The sequence below is a fragment of the Thalassobaculum sp. genome (assembly GCF_040219215.1).
GTDB lineage: Bacteria > Pseudomonadota > Alphaproteobacteria > Thalassobaculales > Thalassobaculaceae > Thalassobaculum_A.
Genome location: NZ_JAVJSX010000008.1, coordinates 242244 through 257554, shown reverse-complemented (window position 1 = coordinate 257554; position 15311 = coordinate 242244). Strand labels below are relative to the sequence as shown.

Annotated in this window: 13 protein-coding genes; 5 read left to right on the top strand and 8 right to left on the bottom strand. The window is 64.6% G+C overall.

Annotated elements, in window-relative coordinates:
• Positions 1-419 precede the first annotated feature (419 nt).
• From RIC54_RS06590 to RIC54_RS06575, 4 genes are all read right to left on the bottom strand, one after another.
• Positions 420-2075 (bottom strand): ABC transporter ATP-binding protein, encoded by a 1656-nt coding sequence (locus RIC54_RS06590; protein ID WP_350085685.1) that lies wholly within the window; start codon positions 2073-2075, stop codon positions 420-422.
• A 4-nt stretch (positions 2076-2079) separates the two neighbouring features.
• Positions 2080-3141, bottom strand: coding sequence for an ABC transporter permease (locus tag RIC54_RS06585; RefSeq protein WP_350085682.1), 1062 nt, complete (start codon positions 3139-3141; stop codon positions 2080-2082).
• A gap of 10 nt (positions 3142-3151) precedes the next feature.
• Positions 3152-4108 carry an ABC transporter permease gene (locus RIC54_RS06580; protein WP_350150877.1) on the bottom strand — a complete coding sequence of 319 codons (957 nt, stop codon included), beginning with the start codon at positions 4106-4108 and terminating at the stop codon, positions 3152-3154.
• A gap of 138 nt (positions 4109-4246) precedes the next feature.
• Positions 4247-5761, bottom strand: coding sequence for an ABC transporter substrate-binding protein (locus RIC54_RS06575; protein WP_350150875.1), 1515 nt, complete (start codon positions 5759-5761; stop codon positions 4247-4249).
• 455 nt (positions 5762-6216) lie between these two features.
• Here RIC54_RS06575 and RIC54_RS06570 point away from each other — a divergent pair, with 455 nt between their 5' ends.
• Positions 6217-7725, top strand: coding sequence for a flavin-containing monooxygenase (locus tag RIC54_RS06570; RefSeq protein WP_350085673.1), 1509 nt, complete (start codon positions 6217-6219; stop codon positions 7723-7725).
• Positions 7726-7742: 17 nt separating this feature from the next.
• Here the strand turns inward: RIC54_RS06570 and RIC54_RS06565 are convergent, their stop codons facing one another.
• Both RIC54_RS06565 and pobA read right to left on the bottom strand, forming a co-directional pair.
• Positions 7743-8906, bottom strand: a complete 1164-nt coding sequence (locus RIC54_RS06565) for a mandelate racemase/muconate lactonizing enzyme family protein (protein WP_350085670.1) — start codon at positions 8904-8906, stop codon at positions 7743-7745.
• Between the two features lie 153 nt (positions 8907-9059).
• Positions 9060-10232, bottom strand: a complete 1173-nt coding sequence (gene pobA, locus RIC54_RS06560) for a 4-hydroxybenzoate 3-monooxygenase (protein ID WP_350150873.1) — start codon at positions 10230-10232, stop codon at positions 9060-9062.
• Positions 10233-10333: 101 nt separating this feature from the next.
• On the opposite strand from pobA, the gene RIC54_RS06555 reads away from it, so the two are divergent.
• Positions 10334-10522 carry a PLDc N-terminal domain-containing protein gene (locus RIC54_RS06555; protein ID WP_350085664.1) on the top strand — a complete coding sequence of 63 codons (189 nt, stop codon included), beginning with the start codon at positions 10334-10336 and terminating at the stop codon, positions 10520-10522.
• A 40-nt stretch (positions 10523-10562) separates the two neighbouring features.
• Here the strand turns inward: RIC54_RS06555 and RIC54_RS06550 are convergent, their stop codons facing one another.
• The gene (locus tag RIC54_RS06550) at positions 10563-11195 is read right to left on the bottom strand and encodes a peroxiredoxin (protein WP_350085661.1); all 633 of its coding nucleotides are present in this window, start codon (positions 11193-11195) and stop codon (positions 10563-10565) included.
• 142 nt (positions 11196-11337) lie between these two features.
• On the opposite strand from RIC54_RS06550, the gene RIC54_RS06545 reads away from it, so the two are divergent.
• The 3 genes from RIC54_RS06545 (at position 11338) to RIC54_RS06535 (ending at position 14611) form a co-directional block, all read left to right on the top strand.
• Positions 11338-12759 carry an alkaline phosphatase D family protein gene (locus RIC54_RS06545; protein WP_350085658.1) on the top strand — a complete coding sequence of 474 codons (1422 nt, stop codon included), beginning with the start codon at positions 11338-11340 and terminating at the stop codon, positions 12757-12759.
• Between the two features lie 180 nt (positions 12760-12939).
• On the top strand, positions 12940-13503 hold the full coding sequence (locus RIC54_RS06540; RefSeq protein ID WP_350085655.1) for a cytochrome b: 564 nt from the start codon (positions 12940-12942) through the stop codon (positions 13501-13503).
• A 58-nt stretch (positions 13504-13561) separates the two neighbouring features.
• Positions 13562-14611, top strand: coding sequence for a hypothetical protein (locus RIC54_RS06535; RefSeq protein WP_350085652.1), 1050 nt, complete (start codon positions 13562-13564; stop codon positions 14609-14611).
• A gap of 31 nt (positions 14612-14642) precedes the next feature.
• Here RIC54_RS06535 and RIC54_RS06530 read toward each other — a convergent pair whose 3' ends face one another.
• Positions 14643-15203 carry a PAS domain-containing protein gene (locus RIC54_RS06530; protein WP_350085650.1) on the bottom strand — a complete coding sequence of 187 codons (561 nt, stop codon included), beginning with the start codon at positions 15201-15203 and terminating at the stop codon, positions 14643-14645.
• Positions 15204-15311 lie beyond the last annotated feature (108 nt).

Below are 15311 nucleotides of genomic sequence, written 5' to 3'. Positions count from 1 at the left end.
ATGAAACCCCTTCGGTTACAGATTTTGCATAATTTCTCTAACAATACATTAAAATTGGAACTTCATTTTCTGATATGCCTTGAAATGATCAGCACAAACGCCGATCAGCATCGTGTTCGCAACCCCTGAGAATCCCAGGCGCGATGCGGTCACGACCGTCGTAGGTGTGTGGATTGGAATCGCGGCAAAGGTCGTCGGGACGTGCGACGATGCGCACCGCCGGTAGGCGCGCACGATCTCCCCCTGTTGCCCGACGTCTACTCAAATCCAAGACATCGGCCGACGTCATTCAGAACATCGTGCTGACCGGCGAATAAGCGACGCCGTTCGGCGACATCTCTCCCACCCGCGAATGCGAAGAAGTCCGTTCGAGCCGGATCCCCAACGCCGCGCCTGCCGTCAGCTGGCCGGCCGCCGGTTCAGACCTTGGCGGCGTCGCCGATGTTGTCGACGCCCCGTTCCTCCAGCACCGTCGTCAGCCAGTTCGGGTCCATCTCCGGAACCGAGGACAGCAGCAGATCGGTGTAGGGGTGGTGCGGCGGCTGGAACATCTCGATCTTCGATCCCTGCTCGACCACCTTGCCACGACGCATCACCACGACCTCGTCGGCGATGGCGCGAACGGTCGCCAGGTCATGGGTAATGAACATGTAGGCGAGGTCGAGCTCGCGCTGCAGCTTGTCGAGCAGCTTCAGGATGCCTTCGGCGACCAACTGGTCGAGGGCCGAGGTCACCTCGTCGCAGATGATGAAGCTTGGATTGGCCGCCAGGGCCCGGGCGATGCCGATCCGCTGCTTCTGTCCGCCCGAGAGTTCGGGCGGGTAGCGGTTGTAGTACTGCGACGGCTCGAGCTCGATGAGGTCGAGAAGCTCGTCAACCCGAGCCTTGAGGGCAGCACCCGACAGCCCGCCGTAGAACTTCGCCGGCCGGCCGATGATCTCGTGGATCCGCACCTTGGGATTCAGCGCGGTGTCGGCCATCTGGTAGATCATCTGGGCCTGACGGAGCTGATCCTTGGTGCGGTCTCGGTAGCTCGTCGGCAGCTCGGCGCCGTTGAACAGCACCTTGCCCTTGGTCGGTGGCAGCAAACCGGTGATGCAGCGCGCCGTCGTCGACTTGCCCGAGCCTGACTCACCGACCACGGCGACCGTCATGCCGGCATGGATGTCGAACGAGACATCCTCCAGCACCTTGGTCGGCCCGTAGGCGGCGTCGATGTTCTGCACCGATACGACCGGCACGGCATCGCCCCCCGGCCTCGATTTCTGCTTGCGCTTGAAGCTTCTGACCGCCCAGAGACTCCGCGTGTAGTCCTCCTTCGGGTTGTCGAGCATCTCTTCCGTCGAGGATTCTTCGACCTCGTCGCCCTTCAGCAGCACCTTGATCTTGTCCGCCATCTGGGCAACGACCGCGAGGTCGTGGGTGATGTAGATCGCGGCGGTGTCGAACTGGTCGACGATGTCACGGATCGCCGCCAGGACCTCGATCTGGGTGGTCACGTCCAGGGCGGTCGTGGGCTCGTCGAAGATGATGAGGTCGGGCCGGCACGCCATCGCCATCGCCGTCATCGCCCGCTGAAGCTGGCCGCCGGAGACCTGGTGCGGATAGCGAAAGCCGATCTCCTGCGGATTGGGCAGGCGAAGGCGGTGGTAGAGCTCCATCGCGTCTTCCTGGGCCTGGGTCCGTTTCCGCATCCGGTAGTGCAGCGGCGCCTCCACATGCTGCTCGATCAGCGTGTGGGCCGGGTTGAAGGAAGCGGCGGCAGACTGCGCGACATAGGCGATCCGCGAGCCCCGAAGGACGCGGAGCTCCGTCTCCGTCGAGGTCGTCAGTTCCATCCCGTCGAACTCGATGGACCCGCCGGAGATCCGGCAGCCATCCCGGGCGTAACCCATTGCGGCAAGGCCGATGGTGGATTTCCCGGCTCCGGATTCGCCAATGAGGCCGAGCACTTCGCCGCGGTTCAGCGACAGGCTGACGCCGTGGACGATTTCGATCCACTTTTCGTCGGAATAGCCCTCGATGCGGAGGTCCTTGACGTCGAGCAGCAAGCTCTTCTTGGATTGATCTGCCATGTCGTCACTCCTTCAGGCCGGCCGAACGCCAAAGCATCCAGTCCACGACGAAATTTACCGCAACAGTCAGTAGCGCGATCGCACCGGCGGGGATCAACGGAGTGATCTCGCCGAACGAGATCAGCGTCGCGTTCTCGCGCACCATCGAGCCCCAGTCTGCGGTCGGTGGTTGGATGCCCAACCCGAGGAAGGACAAGCCGGCAATCAGCAGAAACACGAAGCAGAACTCGAGCCCGAACTCCGCGATCAGCGGCGCCGTGGAGTTCGGCAGGATCTCCTTGCGGATCAGGTACAGATCGCCCTCGCCGCGAAGCCGTGCCGCCTCGATGTAGTCCATCACCACGATGTTGCCGGCCACCGCACGGGTCAGGCGGAACACCCGCGGCGCATAGATGATCGCGACGATGATCACGAGCACGATCAGGTTGGTACCGAAGATTGAGAGAAGAAGCAGCGCGAAGATCAGCGACGGGATCGACATGATCACGTCAGCCGCCCTGCCCATCACCTGGTCGAGGGTGCCGCCCTTGGTTGCCGCGAGCAGCCCCGCGAAGGCCCCCAGGAAGAACGCCAGAAGGGTCGCGCTGAGCGCGAGGCCGACGGTGTTCCGCGCGCCGTAGACGATTCGGCTGAACATGTCGCGGCCGAGTTGGTCCGCACCGAGCAGCATGTTTTCGTCCGCCGGCGCAAAGGCGGACGCGATCACCTCCGCCTCGCCGTGCGGCGCGATGATCGGGGCGAAGATTCCCGTGACCGCGTAGGTGAAGATCACGAACATCCCGAAGGAGGCGGTCAGTGGCGCGGTTCGGAGCGCTTTGGAGATCTCCTTACCGGCGATGTTCACCAGGAATTCCCGGAAGCAGTAGGCCGTGCCCGCCGCGAGAGCGAGCGCGCCGGCGAGCAGCGTGATTGTCCACAGCGTCGACTCACCGCCGACGATGCCCGCCACGAAGGAGACCAGGGTCAGGGTGAACAGCATCATGAAGGCGGACCGGCGACCGTAGAAGGCCGCGAGGCAGGAGGCGCCGATCAGGAGCGCGTAGTAACCGATGACGAAGTAGTTCATGTCCACGCCCTCACTTCGGATGCCGGAGGCGCGGATTGGTCAGGATCGCCCCGATGTCCGCCGCGAGATTGAGAAGGATGAAGGTCGCCGCGAAGATGAGGCAGACCGCTTGAACCACCGGGAAGTCGCGTTTGCTGACCGCGTCGACAAGGAGCTGTCCGATGCCCGGATAGACGAAGACGACCTCGACGAGGACCACTCCGGTGATGAGATAGGCCAGGTTGAGCGCAACGACGTTGATGATCGGCGCCCAGGCGTTCGGCAGGGCGTGCCGCACGATCACCTTCCAGGCGGGTGCGCCCTTGAGGCGCGCCATCTCGATATAGGGCGAGGACAGCAGGTTGATGATTACCGCCCGGGTCATCCGCATCATGTGTGCCGTGACGACAAGCACCATGGTGAGCGCCGGCAGGAACGTGCGATGCAGCAGGTCGGGTATGCTCATCCCCTGGGAGAGGCTTGCGATCGCCGGGAACAACGGCGCCTTCACGGCCAGGTAAAGGATCAGGATGTAGCCGAGGAAGAATTCCGGCGACGAGATCGAGGTCAGGGTCAGCACGTTCGCGACCCGGTCGAACATCGTGTTGCGCAGGAGCGCGACCACGACGCCCAGCACGATCGCCAGCGGAACCGCGATGACGGCGGCATAGCATGCGAGGAACAACGTGTTGAGGAGGCGCGGCCCGATCTTGTCGGTCACCCGCTCGTCGGACGTCAGCGAGAACCCGAAATCGCCGGTGACGGCACCGCCCAGCCAACTGAAATAACGGACCGGCGCCGGCTGATCGAGACCAAGCTTCTCCCGCATCGCCGCCACGTTCTCGGCGGTGGCGCCCTGCCCCAGCACCGCCTCGGCGACATCGCCTGGCAGCAGTTCCACAGCGCTGAAGATGAGGACCGAAATTACGAGGAGGGTGACGAGGCCCAGCCCGAGGCGTTTGAGGATGATGGTCGCAACGTCGCCCACGATTTCCCTCCGGTTGCTCCGCCTTGCAGGCGGCGTTTTTGTTGGTCGTGGCGGAACCGCGGCGGTGGAAGGCAATGCTTCCGACCGCCGGAGCCCGCGTAACCGCGCCGCCCCAGGGCGGCGCGGTCTCTAGTTATGTCAGGCGAACCACCAGCGGCTGGGCGCCCGGGCGCCGTCGCACGCCCAGCTGGCGGCCAGATCCGGGCCATGCATCACGTTCTTGCCTCGTGCGAAGACGAAGTTGTTGAAGAACGGGATGATGGTCCCACCGTCGTCGCGCATCAGCAGGCTCATCTCATGATACATCTCGGCGCGCCGGGTATCGTTGAGCTCGGACTTGGCCTGCAGCAGGAGTTCGTTGAACCGCGGATTCTTCCAACGGCTCTCGTTCCAGGCGGCGTCGTCCTTGTAAGCCAGCGTGAACATCACGTCCGGCGTCGGGCGTGATCCCCAGGATACGGCGGTGAACGGCTTCTTGAGCCAGACATCCGAGTAGTACCCGTCGTTCGGCTCGCGCACGACCTTCAGGTTGATGCCCGCGGCCTTCGCGTGCTCCGAGTACAGGACGCACATGTCCACCGCGCCTGAGAACACGCTGTCCGCGGTGTGGATGCTCACCGACAAACCCTCGGCCCCAGCCTTCTTCAGCAGCGACTTCGCCTTGTCCGGATCATACTCGCGCTGCGGGATTTCGGCCGGGAAGTACGGCTGCACCGGGGCGATGTGGAAGTCGTTGCCCATGGTCGCGGCGCCGAACGCGATCTTGTCGATGATCTCCTGACGGTTCATCGACAGCTTCAGCGCATTGCGGACGTCGACATTGTCGAAGGGGGCCGTGTCGCAGAACATCGGCATGGTGATCGCAGCGCTGGACGGCACGTTGTCCACCTTGATGTTCGGCGAGCGCGGCAGGAGCGCCAGGGTCTTCAACTCGACCAGAGAGATGCAGTCGACATCGCCGGTAACCAACGCCGTCTGACGGGCGTTCGGATCGTTCAGGACGATCATCGTGACCTTGTCGAACCAGGCGCCTTCACCGTGCCAGCCGTCGTGCCGGCTGAGGGCCCAGCTCACGCCGAACTCGCCGTCGTCGATCTTGTAGGGGCCGGAGCCGTCACCCGACTTCCAATCGATCGTACCGTCGGCGTTCGCCGGGCAGATCGCGAGGTGATAGTCGGTCATCAACCAGGGCAGGTCGGCGTTGCCTCGTGCCAGCTTGAAGGTGACGGCGTGGTCGCCGTCGGCGACGATGTCGGTCACGTCGGTCAGCAGCGACTTCGCCGCCGATGTCGTAGCGTCGCCCCGGTGATGGTTCATCGACGCGACAACGTCGGCCGCCTTAACCGGCTTGCCGCTGTGGAAGCTCGCGTTCTTGTTGAGCATGAACGTCCACTCGGCAGCGTCCGGGGTGGCCTTCCACTCGGTGGCGAGATCCGGACCGAGCGAATTGTCCGGATTGATCATCGTCAGATAGCTTCGGTACTGGTGCGCGAGAAAGATCATCTGGCGCGTGACGTATGTCCCGGGGTCATGCGTGTCAGACGTGTTGCCGTCGTGGATCCCCCATCGGAAGGTCCCGCCCTTCTTTGGGGCTGCGACCGCCGAGCCGGCCCAAAGCCCGGTCGCCGTTGACGCGGCAAGTCCCGCCGCCATTGAGTATTTTATGAATTCCCGTCTCGGAATTTTACCTTCCCGAGCCATTTCTTCGATATTTGCCATGAGTCCTTGACTAATCTTTTTAGTCATGACGCCTCCTTTTCATAGAATTAACATGGGGCATTATAGGCCCCATTCTCGTGCTGGAATTCTGTCCGGTTCGTATTATTCCAAGGTTACATCTTTATGCTGATTCGTCAAAACCCTACAAAATCCAATGTTTTTCAGGATGCTTAACTCCCCCGCTTGAGACCGCAGCGCGTCCCGGCCGGCCTCGATCGCTCACGGGACTGCCCGCCAAGCCGTCCGGTGAATACTTTGGGTTGATCCGCTCCGCTTGATATCGGCATCAGCTCGCTCAAGATGGCGACGTCCATGAGCGGACCGGCTAACATGCGGCTCTCGTGGGGCGGGTATCGGTGCACCGTGCCGCAGCGAGGGAGCGCGATTTCATGACCAGGCAATCCGCCACCGAGCGCGTCGACGTTCTGATCGTCGGCGCCGGGATCTCCGGGATCGGAGGCGCCTACCACCTGCGCCAGCACAACCCGGACACCAGCTTCGTCATCCTCGAAGCGGAGGAAAGTTACGGCGGAACCTGGTGGACCCACCGGTTCCCCGGCATCCGGTCGGACAGTGACCTGCACACCTTCGGCTACAGCTTCAAGCCGTGGGTCGGGCCGCCAATCGCGACCGCCGAGGAGATCCGCTCCTACATGGGCGAGGTGATCGACGAGAACGATCTGGCGCGGCATATCCGCTACCGCCACAAGATCCTGAAGGCCGACTGGTCCCACGAAGACAGCCGCTGGGTCGTCGAGGCGGCCCGAACGGACACCGGCGAGACCGTGCGCATCAGCGCCGGTTTCCTGTGGATGTGCCAGGGCTACTACCGGCACAATCAGGGCTACACCCCGCAGTGGGAGGGCATGGCCGACTTCAAGGGCACGATCGCCCACCCCGAGACCTGGCCTGAAGACCTCGACTATGCCGGCAGGAACGTCTTGGTGATCGGCTCGGGTGCCACCGCGGCTACCGTGGTGCCGGCGATGGCGGGGACCGCCGCGCACGTAACCATGCTGCAGCGCTCGCCAACCTTCTTCCGCACCGGCCGCAACGCCATCGAGATCGCCGAGACGTTGCGGGAGTTGCAGGTCGACGAAACCTGGATCCACGAGATCACCCGGCGCAAGATCCTGTTCGACCAGGCCGCATTCACAGACATGTGCTTCGAGAAGCCCGATGCCGTGAAGAACGACCTGCTGGGGAACGTTCGCGCCTTGCTCGGACCGGACTACGACGTGGAAAAACACTTCACGCCGTCGTACCGGCCCTGGCGCCAGCGCATCGCCTTCGTGCCCGACGCGGACCTGTTCAAGGCGATCGCCGACGGCAGGGCGTCGGTGGTGACCGACGAGATCGACCGCTTCACGGAGACCGGCATCCGGCTGAAATCCGGCAAGGCCCTGGACGCCGACATCATCGTGACCGCGACCGGCTTCAACATGAGCATGATGGGCGACATTGCCTTCACCATCGACGGCCAGCCGCTCGACTTCCGCGACACGGTCACCTACCGCGGGACCATGTTCACCGGAGTCCCGAACCTCGCCTGGGTGTTCGGCTATTTCCGGGCGAGTTGGGCTCTGCGCAGCGAACTGGTTGCCGAGTTCGTGTGCCGGCTGCTGAACCACATGAAGGCGACCGGCGCGACGAGCGTAGAACCGGCGCTGCGGCCATCCGAGCGGGACATGCCGCGGTTGCCCTGGATCGATCCGGAGAACTTCAACCCGGGCTATCTGACGCGCGCGATGGACATCCTGCCGAAGCGCGGCACCACCCCGGAATGGCAGCACACCCAGGACTACTGGCGCGAGAAGGACGCCTTCCCGGCGATCGACCTGGAGGACGAGGTGTTCGTCTACCGCTGGAGCGAACGCTCCGAGGTAGCCGCCGAATAGGAGGGAGCGCCTGTGCGCTATTCGGCGAGGTCGCGCATGACCCTGATCAGATCCGACTTGCCCTCGAAGCCGATTCCCGGAAGGTCCGGCATGACGATGTGGCCGTCTTCGACACGCACCGAATCCGGGAATCCGCCATAGGGCTGAAACAGGTCGGGATAGCTCTCGTTGCCACCAAGCCCGAGGCCGGCGGCAATGTTCAGCGACATCTGGTGCCCGCCATGGGGAATGCAGCGCGACGCGGACCATCCATGTCCGGCGAGGACGTCCAGGGTGCGCAGGTACTCCACCAGCCCATATGACAGCGCGCAATCGAACTGCAGCCAGTCGCGGTCGGGCCGCATGCCGCCGTAGCGGATCAGGTTCCGGGCGTCCTGGTGGGAGAACAGGTTCTCACCGGTCGCCATCGCTCCGGGATAGAACTCCGCGAGCGCCGACTGCAGGGCGAAGTCGAGAGGATCGCCGGGCTCCTCGTACCAGAACAGCGGGTAGCCGCGCAGCATCTTGGCGTAGGCGATGGCGGTCTCGAGGTCGAAGCGCCCATTGGCGTCGACCGCCAGTTGGGCCTCCGAGCCGATTTCCTCAAGCACAGCCTCGATCCGGCCGCGATCCTGGTCGATCGAGGCGCCGCCGATCTTCATTTTGACGACGTTGTAGCCACGGTCCAGATAGCCGCGCATCTCCGACCGGAGAGCGGAGTTGTCCTTGCCGGGATAGTAGTAGCCGCCGGCCGCGTACACGAAGACGCGTGGATCCGCGTCCCGGCCCTGCTTCTCCGCGAGCAGGCGGAACAGGGGCTTGCCGGCGATCTTCGCGACCGCATCCCAGACCGCCATGTCCAGCGTTCCGACCGCAACGGAGCGCTCGCCGTGGCCGCCGGGCTTCTCGTTCGCCATCATCGCCGCCCAGACGCGGTGCGGGTCGAGGTTGCCGCCGTCGTCATCCAGCAGGCTGGCCGGATCGGCGTCGACGACCCGGTCCCGGAACCGCTCGCGGATCAGACCGCCCTGGCCATAGCGTCCGTTGGAGTTGAAGCCGTAGCCGACGACCCGGCGACCGTCGCGCACCACGTCCGTCACCACGGCGACCAGGCTGGTGGTCATCTTCGTGAAGTCGATGTAGGCGTTCCGGATCGGCGACGAGATCGGCTTGGTGGTCTCGACCACATCGACAATGCGCATGGGTGTCTCCTCGGTACGACGGCGTTGTCGGGTCGACCACCGCGACCCGCATCGACGCAACAGCATGAAGGGCTTCGGTGCCCGGGACGCAGGAACCGGTCCGGCTGAGTTCACGGATTCCCGTCTAGATCCTTATCCGGGCAGCGTCCATCGCTATCCGAACGGCAAGCCCACGTAATTCTCGGCGAAGGCGTGGGACGCCGCCTCGGAACCCGTCAGGTAGTCCAGTTCGGCCAGTTGCAGCCGGCGTGCGAACGGCTCGGCGCCGTCGTAGCGGTGCAGTTGGGCGGAGAACCACCAGGAGAAGCGCTGGGCCTTCCACACCCGCTTCAGGGCGCGCTCGGAGTAGCTGTCGATCCCGGCGCTCGATCCGTCGCGGAAGTGTTCGGCGAAGGCCTCGGCCAGCACCCGCACGTCGGCGACCGCCAGGTTCAGGCCCTTGGCGCCGGTCGGCGGGACGATGTGGGCTGCGTCGCCGGCGAGGAACATCCGGCCGAAGCGCATGGGCTCGGCCACGACGCTGCGCAGCGGCGCCACGCTCTTCTCGATCGACGGACCGGTCTCGATGGTCGCCGCCGCCTCGGGGCCGAGCCGGGTTTTCAGTTCGTCCCAGATCCGCTCGTCCGGCCAGTCGTCCAGCTTCACGTCGAGGTCGCACTGGATGTAGTAGCGGCTCAGGGCATGACTGCGCATCGACGCCAGCGCAAAGCCGCGGTCGTGGCTGGCGTAGATCAACTCGTCCGACACCGGTTCAGTCTGCGACAGGATGCCGAGCCAGTTGAACGGATAAACCCGCTCGTAGGTGCGGATGCGGCCCGCCGGGACGCTCGGCCGGCAGACACCGTGGAAGCCGTCGCAGCCGGCGATGAAATCGCAGTGCAGTTCCTGCGGGCCGTCCGCGGTGCGCCAGCGAATGCTTGGCGTGTCGCTGTCGAAACCGTGCACGCTGACCTCGTCGGCCTCGTAGACGATGGTGCCGCCGGCCGCCAGCCGGGCCTCAATCAGGTCCTTGGTGACTTCAGTCTGGCCGTAGACGGTGACGCTCTTGCCGGTCAGCGCGGCGAGATCGATGCGGTGGCGGGCCCCGTCGATGGCGATCTCAATGCCGCCATGGACCAGCCCCTCGCGTGCCATCCTGGCGCCCAGCCCGGTCTCGGCCAGCAGGTCGACGGTGCCCTGCTCCAGCACGCCGGCGCGGATCCGGCCCTCGACATAGGCACGGCTGCGGCGCTCGACGATGACGCTGTCGATGCCCTGGCGGTGCAACAGGTGGGACAACAGCAGCCCAGCCGGCCCGCCGCCGACAATCCCGACCTGTGTGCGCATGGCGTCTTCCCCCTCGTCCCGGTTCCGCGTCGCCGGCCGGAACGGATCGACGCCGGGAACGTTGCTTGTCCGACCGATATCATCCGACAAGGAGCGAGGCGATGGGAATAGAAGTCAGCGGTCTGTTGGGCCTGATCATACTGGCGCTGGACATCTGGGCGATTGTCAGCGTGGTCGGCAGTTCCACCTCGACCGGTGGCAAGGTGCTGTGGATCCTGTTGATCCTGGTGCTGCCGATCCTGGGCCTGATCATCTGGTTGGTCGCCGGGCCCCGGCCGGTCAGGGCGTGACCGACCGGGATCCGACAGTGTCGTTCAGGCGTGCCTCAGCTCACTTCGGCTGCGGCACATAGCGCAGATACGGCTTCTCGGTGCGCCAGCCGCCCGGGAACTTGGCCTTGGCGGCCTCGTCGTTCAGCGACGGCACGATGATTACCTCGCCGCCGTGCTTCCAGTTGACCGGAGTGGCCACCGAATGCTTGGCGGTAAGCTGCAGCGAGTCGACGACCCGCAGGACTTCGTCGAAGTTGCGGCCGGTGCTGGCCGGGTAGGTCAAGGTCAGCTTGATCTTCTTGTCCGGCCCGATCACGAACACCGTGCGCACGGTCATGCTGTCCAGCGCGTTCGGGTGGATCATGCCGTACAGGGTGGACACTTTCCGGTCCTGGTCGCCGACGATCGGGTAGTTCGGCAACGTACCCTGGGTTTCCTCGATGTCCTTGACCCATACCCGGTGTTCGGTGACCGGATCGACGCTGACCGCCAGGATCTTGACGTTACGCTTGTCGAATTCCGGCTTCAGCTTCGCCATGTAGCCGAGCTCGGTGGTGCAGACGGGCGTGAAATCCTTGGGGTGCGAGAACAGGATGCACCAGCCGTCGCCGATCCATTTGTGGAAGCTGATTTCGCCTTCGGTGGTGTCGGCGGTGAAGTCAGGCGCGGTATCGCCCAGTTGTAATGCCATGGTTGATCCTCCCATGTTGGTGGCCGATCCATAAGGACGGTTGAAGCTCGGCGGGCAGCCTAACGCCGTTCGTCGGCAAGGGCATCCCCCTCGATCGTCCCGGCAGATATGCGACCGCAGGCTCCGCTTTTCGAGAGGTGCAATGAACGAACGTCAATCCGTTGGACCGGTCCTGCTGGCGCGAGGCGCCGACGCGCAGGCCTGTCGGATGGCGGCATTGCTGGTGGTCCCTGGCGATAACGAGCCGCCGCCGCTGATACCGGCCGACACCGAGGGCGTGCGACCGACAGTGCTCTGCCGCGCGGCGGGCCGAACGGTATGGCGTTACGACTTCGCGCTGCCGGCACGTCCCGATGCCGTCTACCGGCTTGGCGACGAGATCTATCCGGTGGTCGCCGATCTGACCGGCGACGCCCGGATCGCCTACGTCTCATGCAACGGCCAGGAGGAAGGCGACCACCGGCGCCCGCTCGACGAACGCAACGCCATGTGGTGCCGGTTGGCGGACGAGCACGATCGCGCTCCGTTCGGGCTTATGCTGCAGGGCGGCGACCAGCTGTATGCGGACGAGGTGCTGACCGTTCACCCGGTTCTGCAGCGTTGGTCAAAGTGCCGAACGGCCCACAAAGCCCGGCACGAGTTCACCGACGGGGCCCGCGAAGCGGCGGAGCGGTTCTTCGTCGAGCGCTACCTCACGCTGTACAGTCAGCCGGGCATTGCCCACCTGTGCGCACGGGTGCCGTCGCTGATGATGTGGGACGATCACGACATCATCGACGGCTGGGGCAGCCATCCGGCGGCGACCCTGGACAGCCCGGTCGGCCAGGGCCTTTTCGCGGTCGCGCGCCGGGCATTTGCGGTGTTCCAGCTTGGTCTGACCGACGACGAGATCGACGCTGCCGGCGACACGTTCGGCTTTGCCGCGCGGTTTCCCGGCTTCACGGTGGTCGCCCCGGATCTACGCTCCGAGCGGCGGCCGGACCGGGTTATGGGGCCTGCCGGCTGGGCGGTGTTCGAGCGATCCCTAACGGCCGATCGACCCGGCGACCGGCTGTTTCTGATGTCGAGCGTACCGGCGCTCGGCCCGCGGCTGAGCTGGGTCGAGCGCCTGATGACGATCTTCCCGGGCATCCGAAAGTACAAGGACGACCTGCGCGACCAATGGCAGAGCCGGGCGCACCGGAAGGAATGGCGGCGTTTCCTGAGAACCCTGGAGACGCATTCGGAGCGGCACACATGCGGGATCACGGTGCTGTCCGGCGAGATTCATCTGGCGACCCGGGGCGAGATGCCGTTCCGGAACGGGATCGTGCTTCACCAACTGGTGGCGTCCGGCATCGCCCATCCCGCACCGCCGCGTCCCTACGCCTTCGGGCTTGGGCTGCTCGCGGCCCTGGGCGAGGATCCGCTTCCGGACCAGCCGGTCCGCCTGCGGCCGCTGCCGGGTCGTTCCTGGATCTACAGCGCCGAACGCAATTACCTGGTGCTGGAGCGCACCGGCGATGCCTGGCAGGCGTTCTGGGAACTGGAGGTGAGCGGCCGCACGCCCGGCCTGCCGCTATAGACCCCGGCCGCCGCTGCCGACCCACAAATACCTGTTGCCAAACCCTGGAATTGGCACAACGCTCACGCGTGAAATGGGTGTCCTGATACCCAAAGACCGCCCGTTCGATATCCGTCGATCAAGAGCGGGCAACGGGCTGGCGGGTTTCCGGTCGACACATTGGTGGAGGCTACGTTGAGCATGAACCCCGCCCCGCGACAGACCCTCCCGTATGACTCGGCAACCATCGCCTTCCACTGGCTCACCGTTGCGCTGGTGCTGGCGCTGTTTACCCTGGCCACGTTTCCCGGGATCGTGAAAGGATCGATCGATCTGCACAAGACCCTCGGGTTTACGGTGTTCGCGCTGGTGGTGCTGCGCATCCTTTGGCGCGTCACCTTCGGCCGCAAGCGCAGGCCCGACCCGTCCGAGCCGATGCTCCTGCACCTCGGCGCCAAGGCGGCACACGTTGCGCTGTATGCCCTGCTGCTGAGCGCGCCGGTCCTGGGGTGGCTGTACCTGGAAGCCAAGGCGATCGACGTGCATCCCTTCGGGCTGAAAGCGTTGGAGATGCCTAGCGTTCTCTACTACGACCGTGAACTGGCGATGGCGATCTACGGCTGGAAACAGGTGGTAGTTTACTCCCTTCTGGGCCTGATCGCGGTCCATGCCATTGCCGCCATCGTCTACCACTCGGTCATCCGCAAGGACGGTGTGCTGAACGCCATGCTGCCGCGTCGCTGGCGGCGCGATGCCGAGATCTGACGCCTTGGCACGTTGGCGCGGCCGGAAACCCGCGGCCGCACGAGAGGAACCAAAGCCCATGCGCCTGAACCTCTTCTCCCGTAAGCACCCGCGATCCTTCGGTTTCTGGATTGTCGGTATCGTTGTGGCGGCGGTCGGCTTCGCTCCGCAGGCCGCCGAAGCCCAGGCGCCGTTCGACGTGAACAAATTCGCAGCCGAACTGGCGGCTTCGCTCGCCAAATCCTGCCCGATGGCGTCGCCTGGCGACATTGCGGCGCACGAGGCTTGCCGCGAGGGCATCGGCACCGGAGTCGAGGCCAGGATGCGCAACGACTTCCTCCTGTTTGGCGGGCAACAGTCGGAAAAGCGCTGGATCAAGGACAAGAAGACCTCGGTGTTCCGCGGCGACCTGTACCAGGACATGTACATGTCGCTGTACATGTACACCGGCGAGTTCAGGGTGCAGCAGGCCCCTGACGGCCTCACGACCATCGGGGTCCAGGCATACTTCCGCAACCAGCTGCCGCCGGGGCGCTATCCGTATCCGTTCTGGCACGCGCCGGCAAAGTGGGAAGCGTACGAGACCGCGAACGAGTTGCGGTTCCGCATCGACGGCAACGGCAAGGTGGTCTTCGCCTACCGGGCCAGCGTCGGTTCCGACGCGAACCGCGGGCCCTATGTTCACGTCGAGCACCCGACCTTCCTGGGCGAATGGATGTGGCGCGACGACAGTGGCGGCGCGCAGCCGGTGGTGACGCTGTTCTCCGAGATGTACAGCCAGGACAACCCCAGCCTGCCGTTGCTCGACGACGCCTACCGCAAGATGGCGATCAACTTCCGCGACGCCGACTGCACCGTCTGTCACATGCCGGAGGGGCATCGCAAGATGAACAAGCTGACCCTTCTGCAGACTCCCTATCATGCGGTCAGCGCGATCGACGCTGTGCTCGACGAAGTGCGCTCTGGCAAGATGCCGGTGGACGACTACAACGACCCGAAGCCTCTCCCGCCGAAGCTGAAGGCCGACCTGCTGACCAACGGCGAGGCGTTCAAGCAACTCATCGCGAAAGCCGATGCCTGGGAGGTGACGAACAACCGTCCGAAGGCCCGGAAGGCGCCATCGCAATAGCCCCGCGTCGCTGACGTTTGCGTGTGTGGTGTCAGTGTTCGGTTACCCCGACGCCGATGTCGACGAACACGAAACCGGAGACTGCCGGGAACGTCCGCAACCGAGGCGGTTCGGCCATGCCGAGCTTTGGCTCGAGCGGTGTGTTGCAGCAGATCAGCTGGCAAGGCACGGATGGATCGGCGGACGTGGCGACCGGCAGGTTGACGCATTCCAGATGTGTGACCTGACCGCCGCGCTTCCCCTGCAGCCGCAGCGTCATCACTCCCCCGCAGGGATGGCGCGACATAGTCATGAAACGATGGCTTCGCGCCGGCCAATCTTCGGGTGACGTCAGATCCTTGTAGTTTCGACCCGTCGGCTCGAAGTCGATCACGTCATCCATGCGCAGGCGGGACCCACACAGCCGGAACATGATGTCGTCCGGTCCAACAACATCGAACAGCACCAGGGTGCCGAGGTTCGACTTGATGTCGCCAAGGTCCATGTCGTCGCGGGTCGGAACCATCCGGTTGCCGCGCCACTTCAGCCACGCATCGACGAACTGCCGGCTGTCGGCCTCTTTGATCGTCGATCGCAGTCCGTCGACGTCCATCCCCACATCTCCACCGCCCGGGATCACCCGAGCGCCTGCCCCACCGTATCGAAGCTTAGGCATCGTATGGAGGCAGCGCAATGAAGCTGCCCGTTCAGGAGCCTGCGG

Coding starts and splice junctions, on each gene's coding strand:
- RIC54_RS06590 (WP_350085685.1), bottom strand. CDS start 2,075: ATGGCAGATCAATCCAAGAAGAGCTTGCTGCTCGACGTCAAGGACCTC.
- RIC54_RS06585 (WP_350085682.1), bottom strand. CDS start 3,141: ATGAACTACTTCGTCATCGGTTACTACGCGCTCCTGATCGGCGCCTCC.
- RIC54_RS06575 (WP_350150875.1), bottom strand. CDS start 5,761: ATGGCGGCGGGACTTGCCGCGTCAACGGCGACCGGGCTTTGGGCCGGC.
- RIC54_RS06570 (WP_350085673.1), top strand. CDS start 6,217: ATGACCAGGCAATCCGCCACCGAGCGCGTCGACGTTCTGATCGTCGGC.
- RIC54_RS06565 (WP_350085670.1), bottom strand. CDS start 8,906: ATGCGCATTGTCGATGTGGTCGAGACCACCAAGCCGATCTCGTCGCCG.
- pobA (WP_350150873.1), bottom strand. CDS start 10,232: ATGCGCACACAGGTCGGGATTGTCGGCGGCGGGCCGGCTGGGCTGCTG.
- RIC54_RS06555 (WP_350085664.1), top strand. CDS start 10,334: ATGGGAATAGAAGTCAGCGGTCTGTTGGGCCTGATCATACTGGCGCTG.
- RIC54_RS06550 (WP_350085661.1), bottom strand. CDS start 11,195: ATGGCATTACAACTGGGCGATACCGCGCCTGACTTCACCGCCGACACC.
- RIC54_RS06545 (WP_350085658.1), top strand. CDS start 11,338: ATGAACGAACGTCAATCCGTTGGACCGGTCCTGCTGGCGCGAGGCGCC.
- RIC54_RS06540 (WP_350085655.1), top strand. CDS start 12,940: ATGAACCCCGCCCCGCGACAGACCCTCCCGTATGACTCGGCAACCATC.
- RIC54_RS06535 (WP_350085652.1), top strand. CDS start 13,562: ATGCGCCTGAACCTCTTCTCCCGTAAGCACCCGCGATCCTTCGGTTTC.
- RIC54_RS06530 (WP_350085650.1), bottom strand. CDS start 15,203: ATGGACGTCGACGGACTGCGATCGACGATCAAAGAGGCCGACAGCCGG.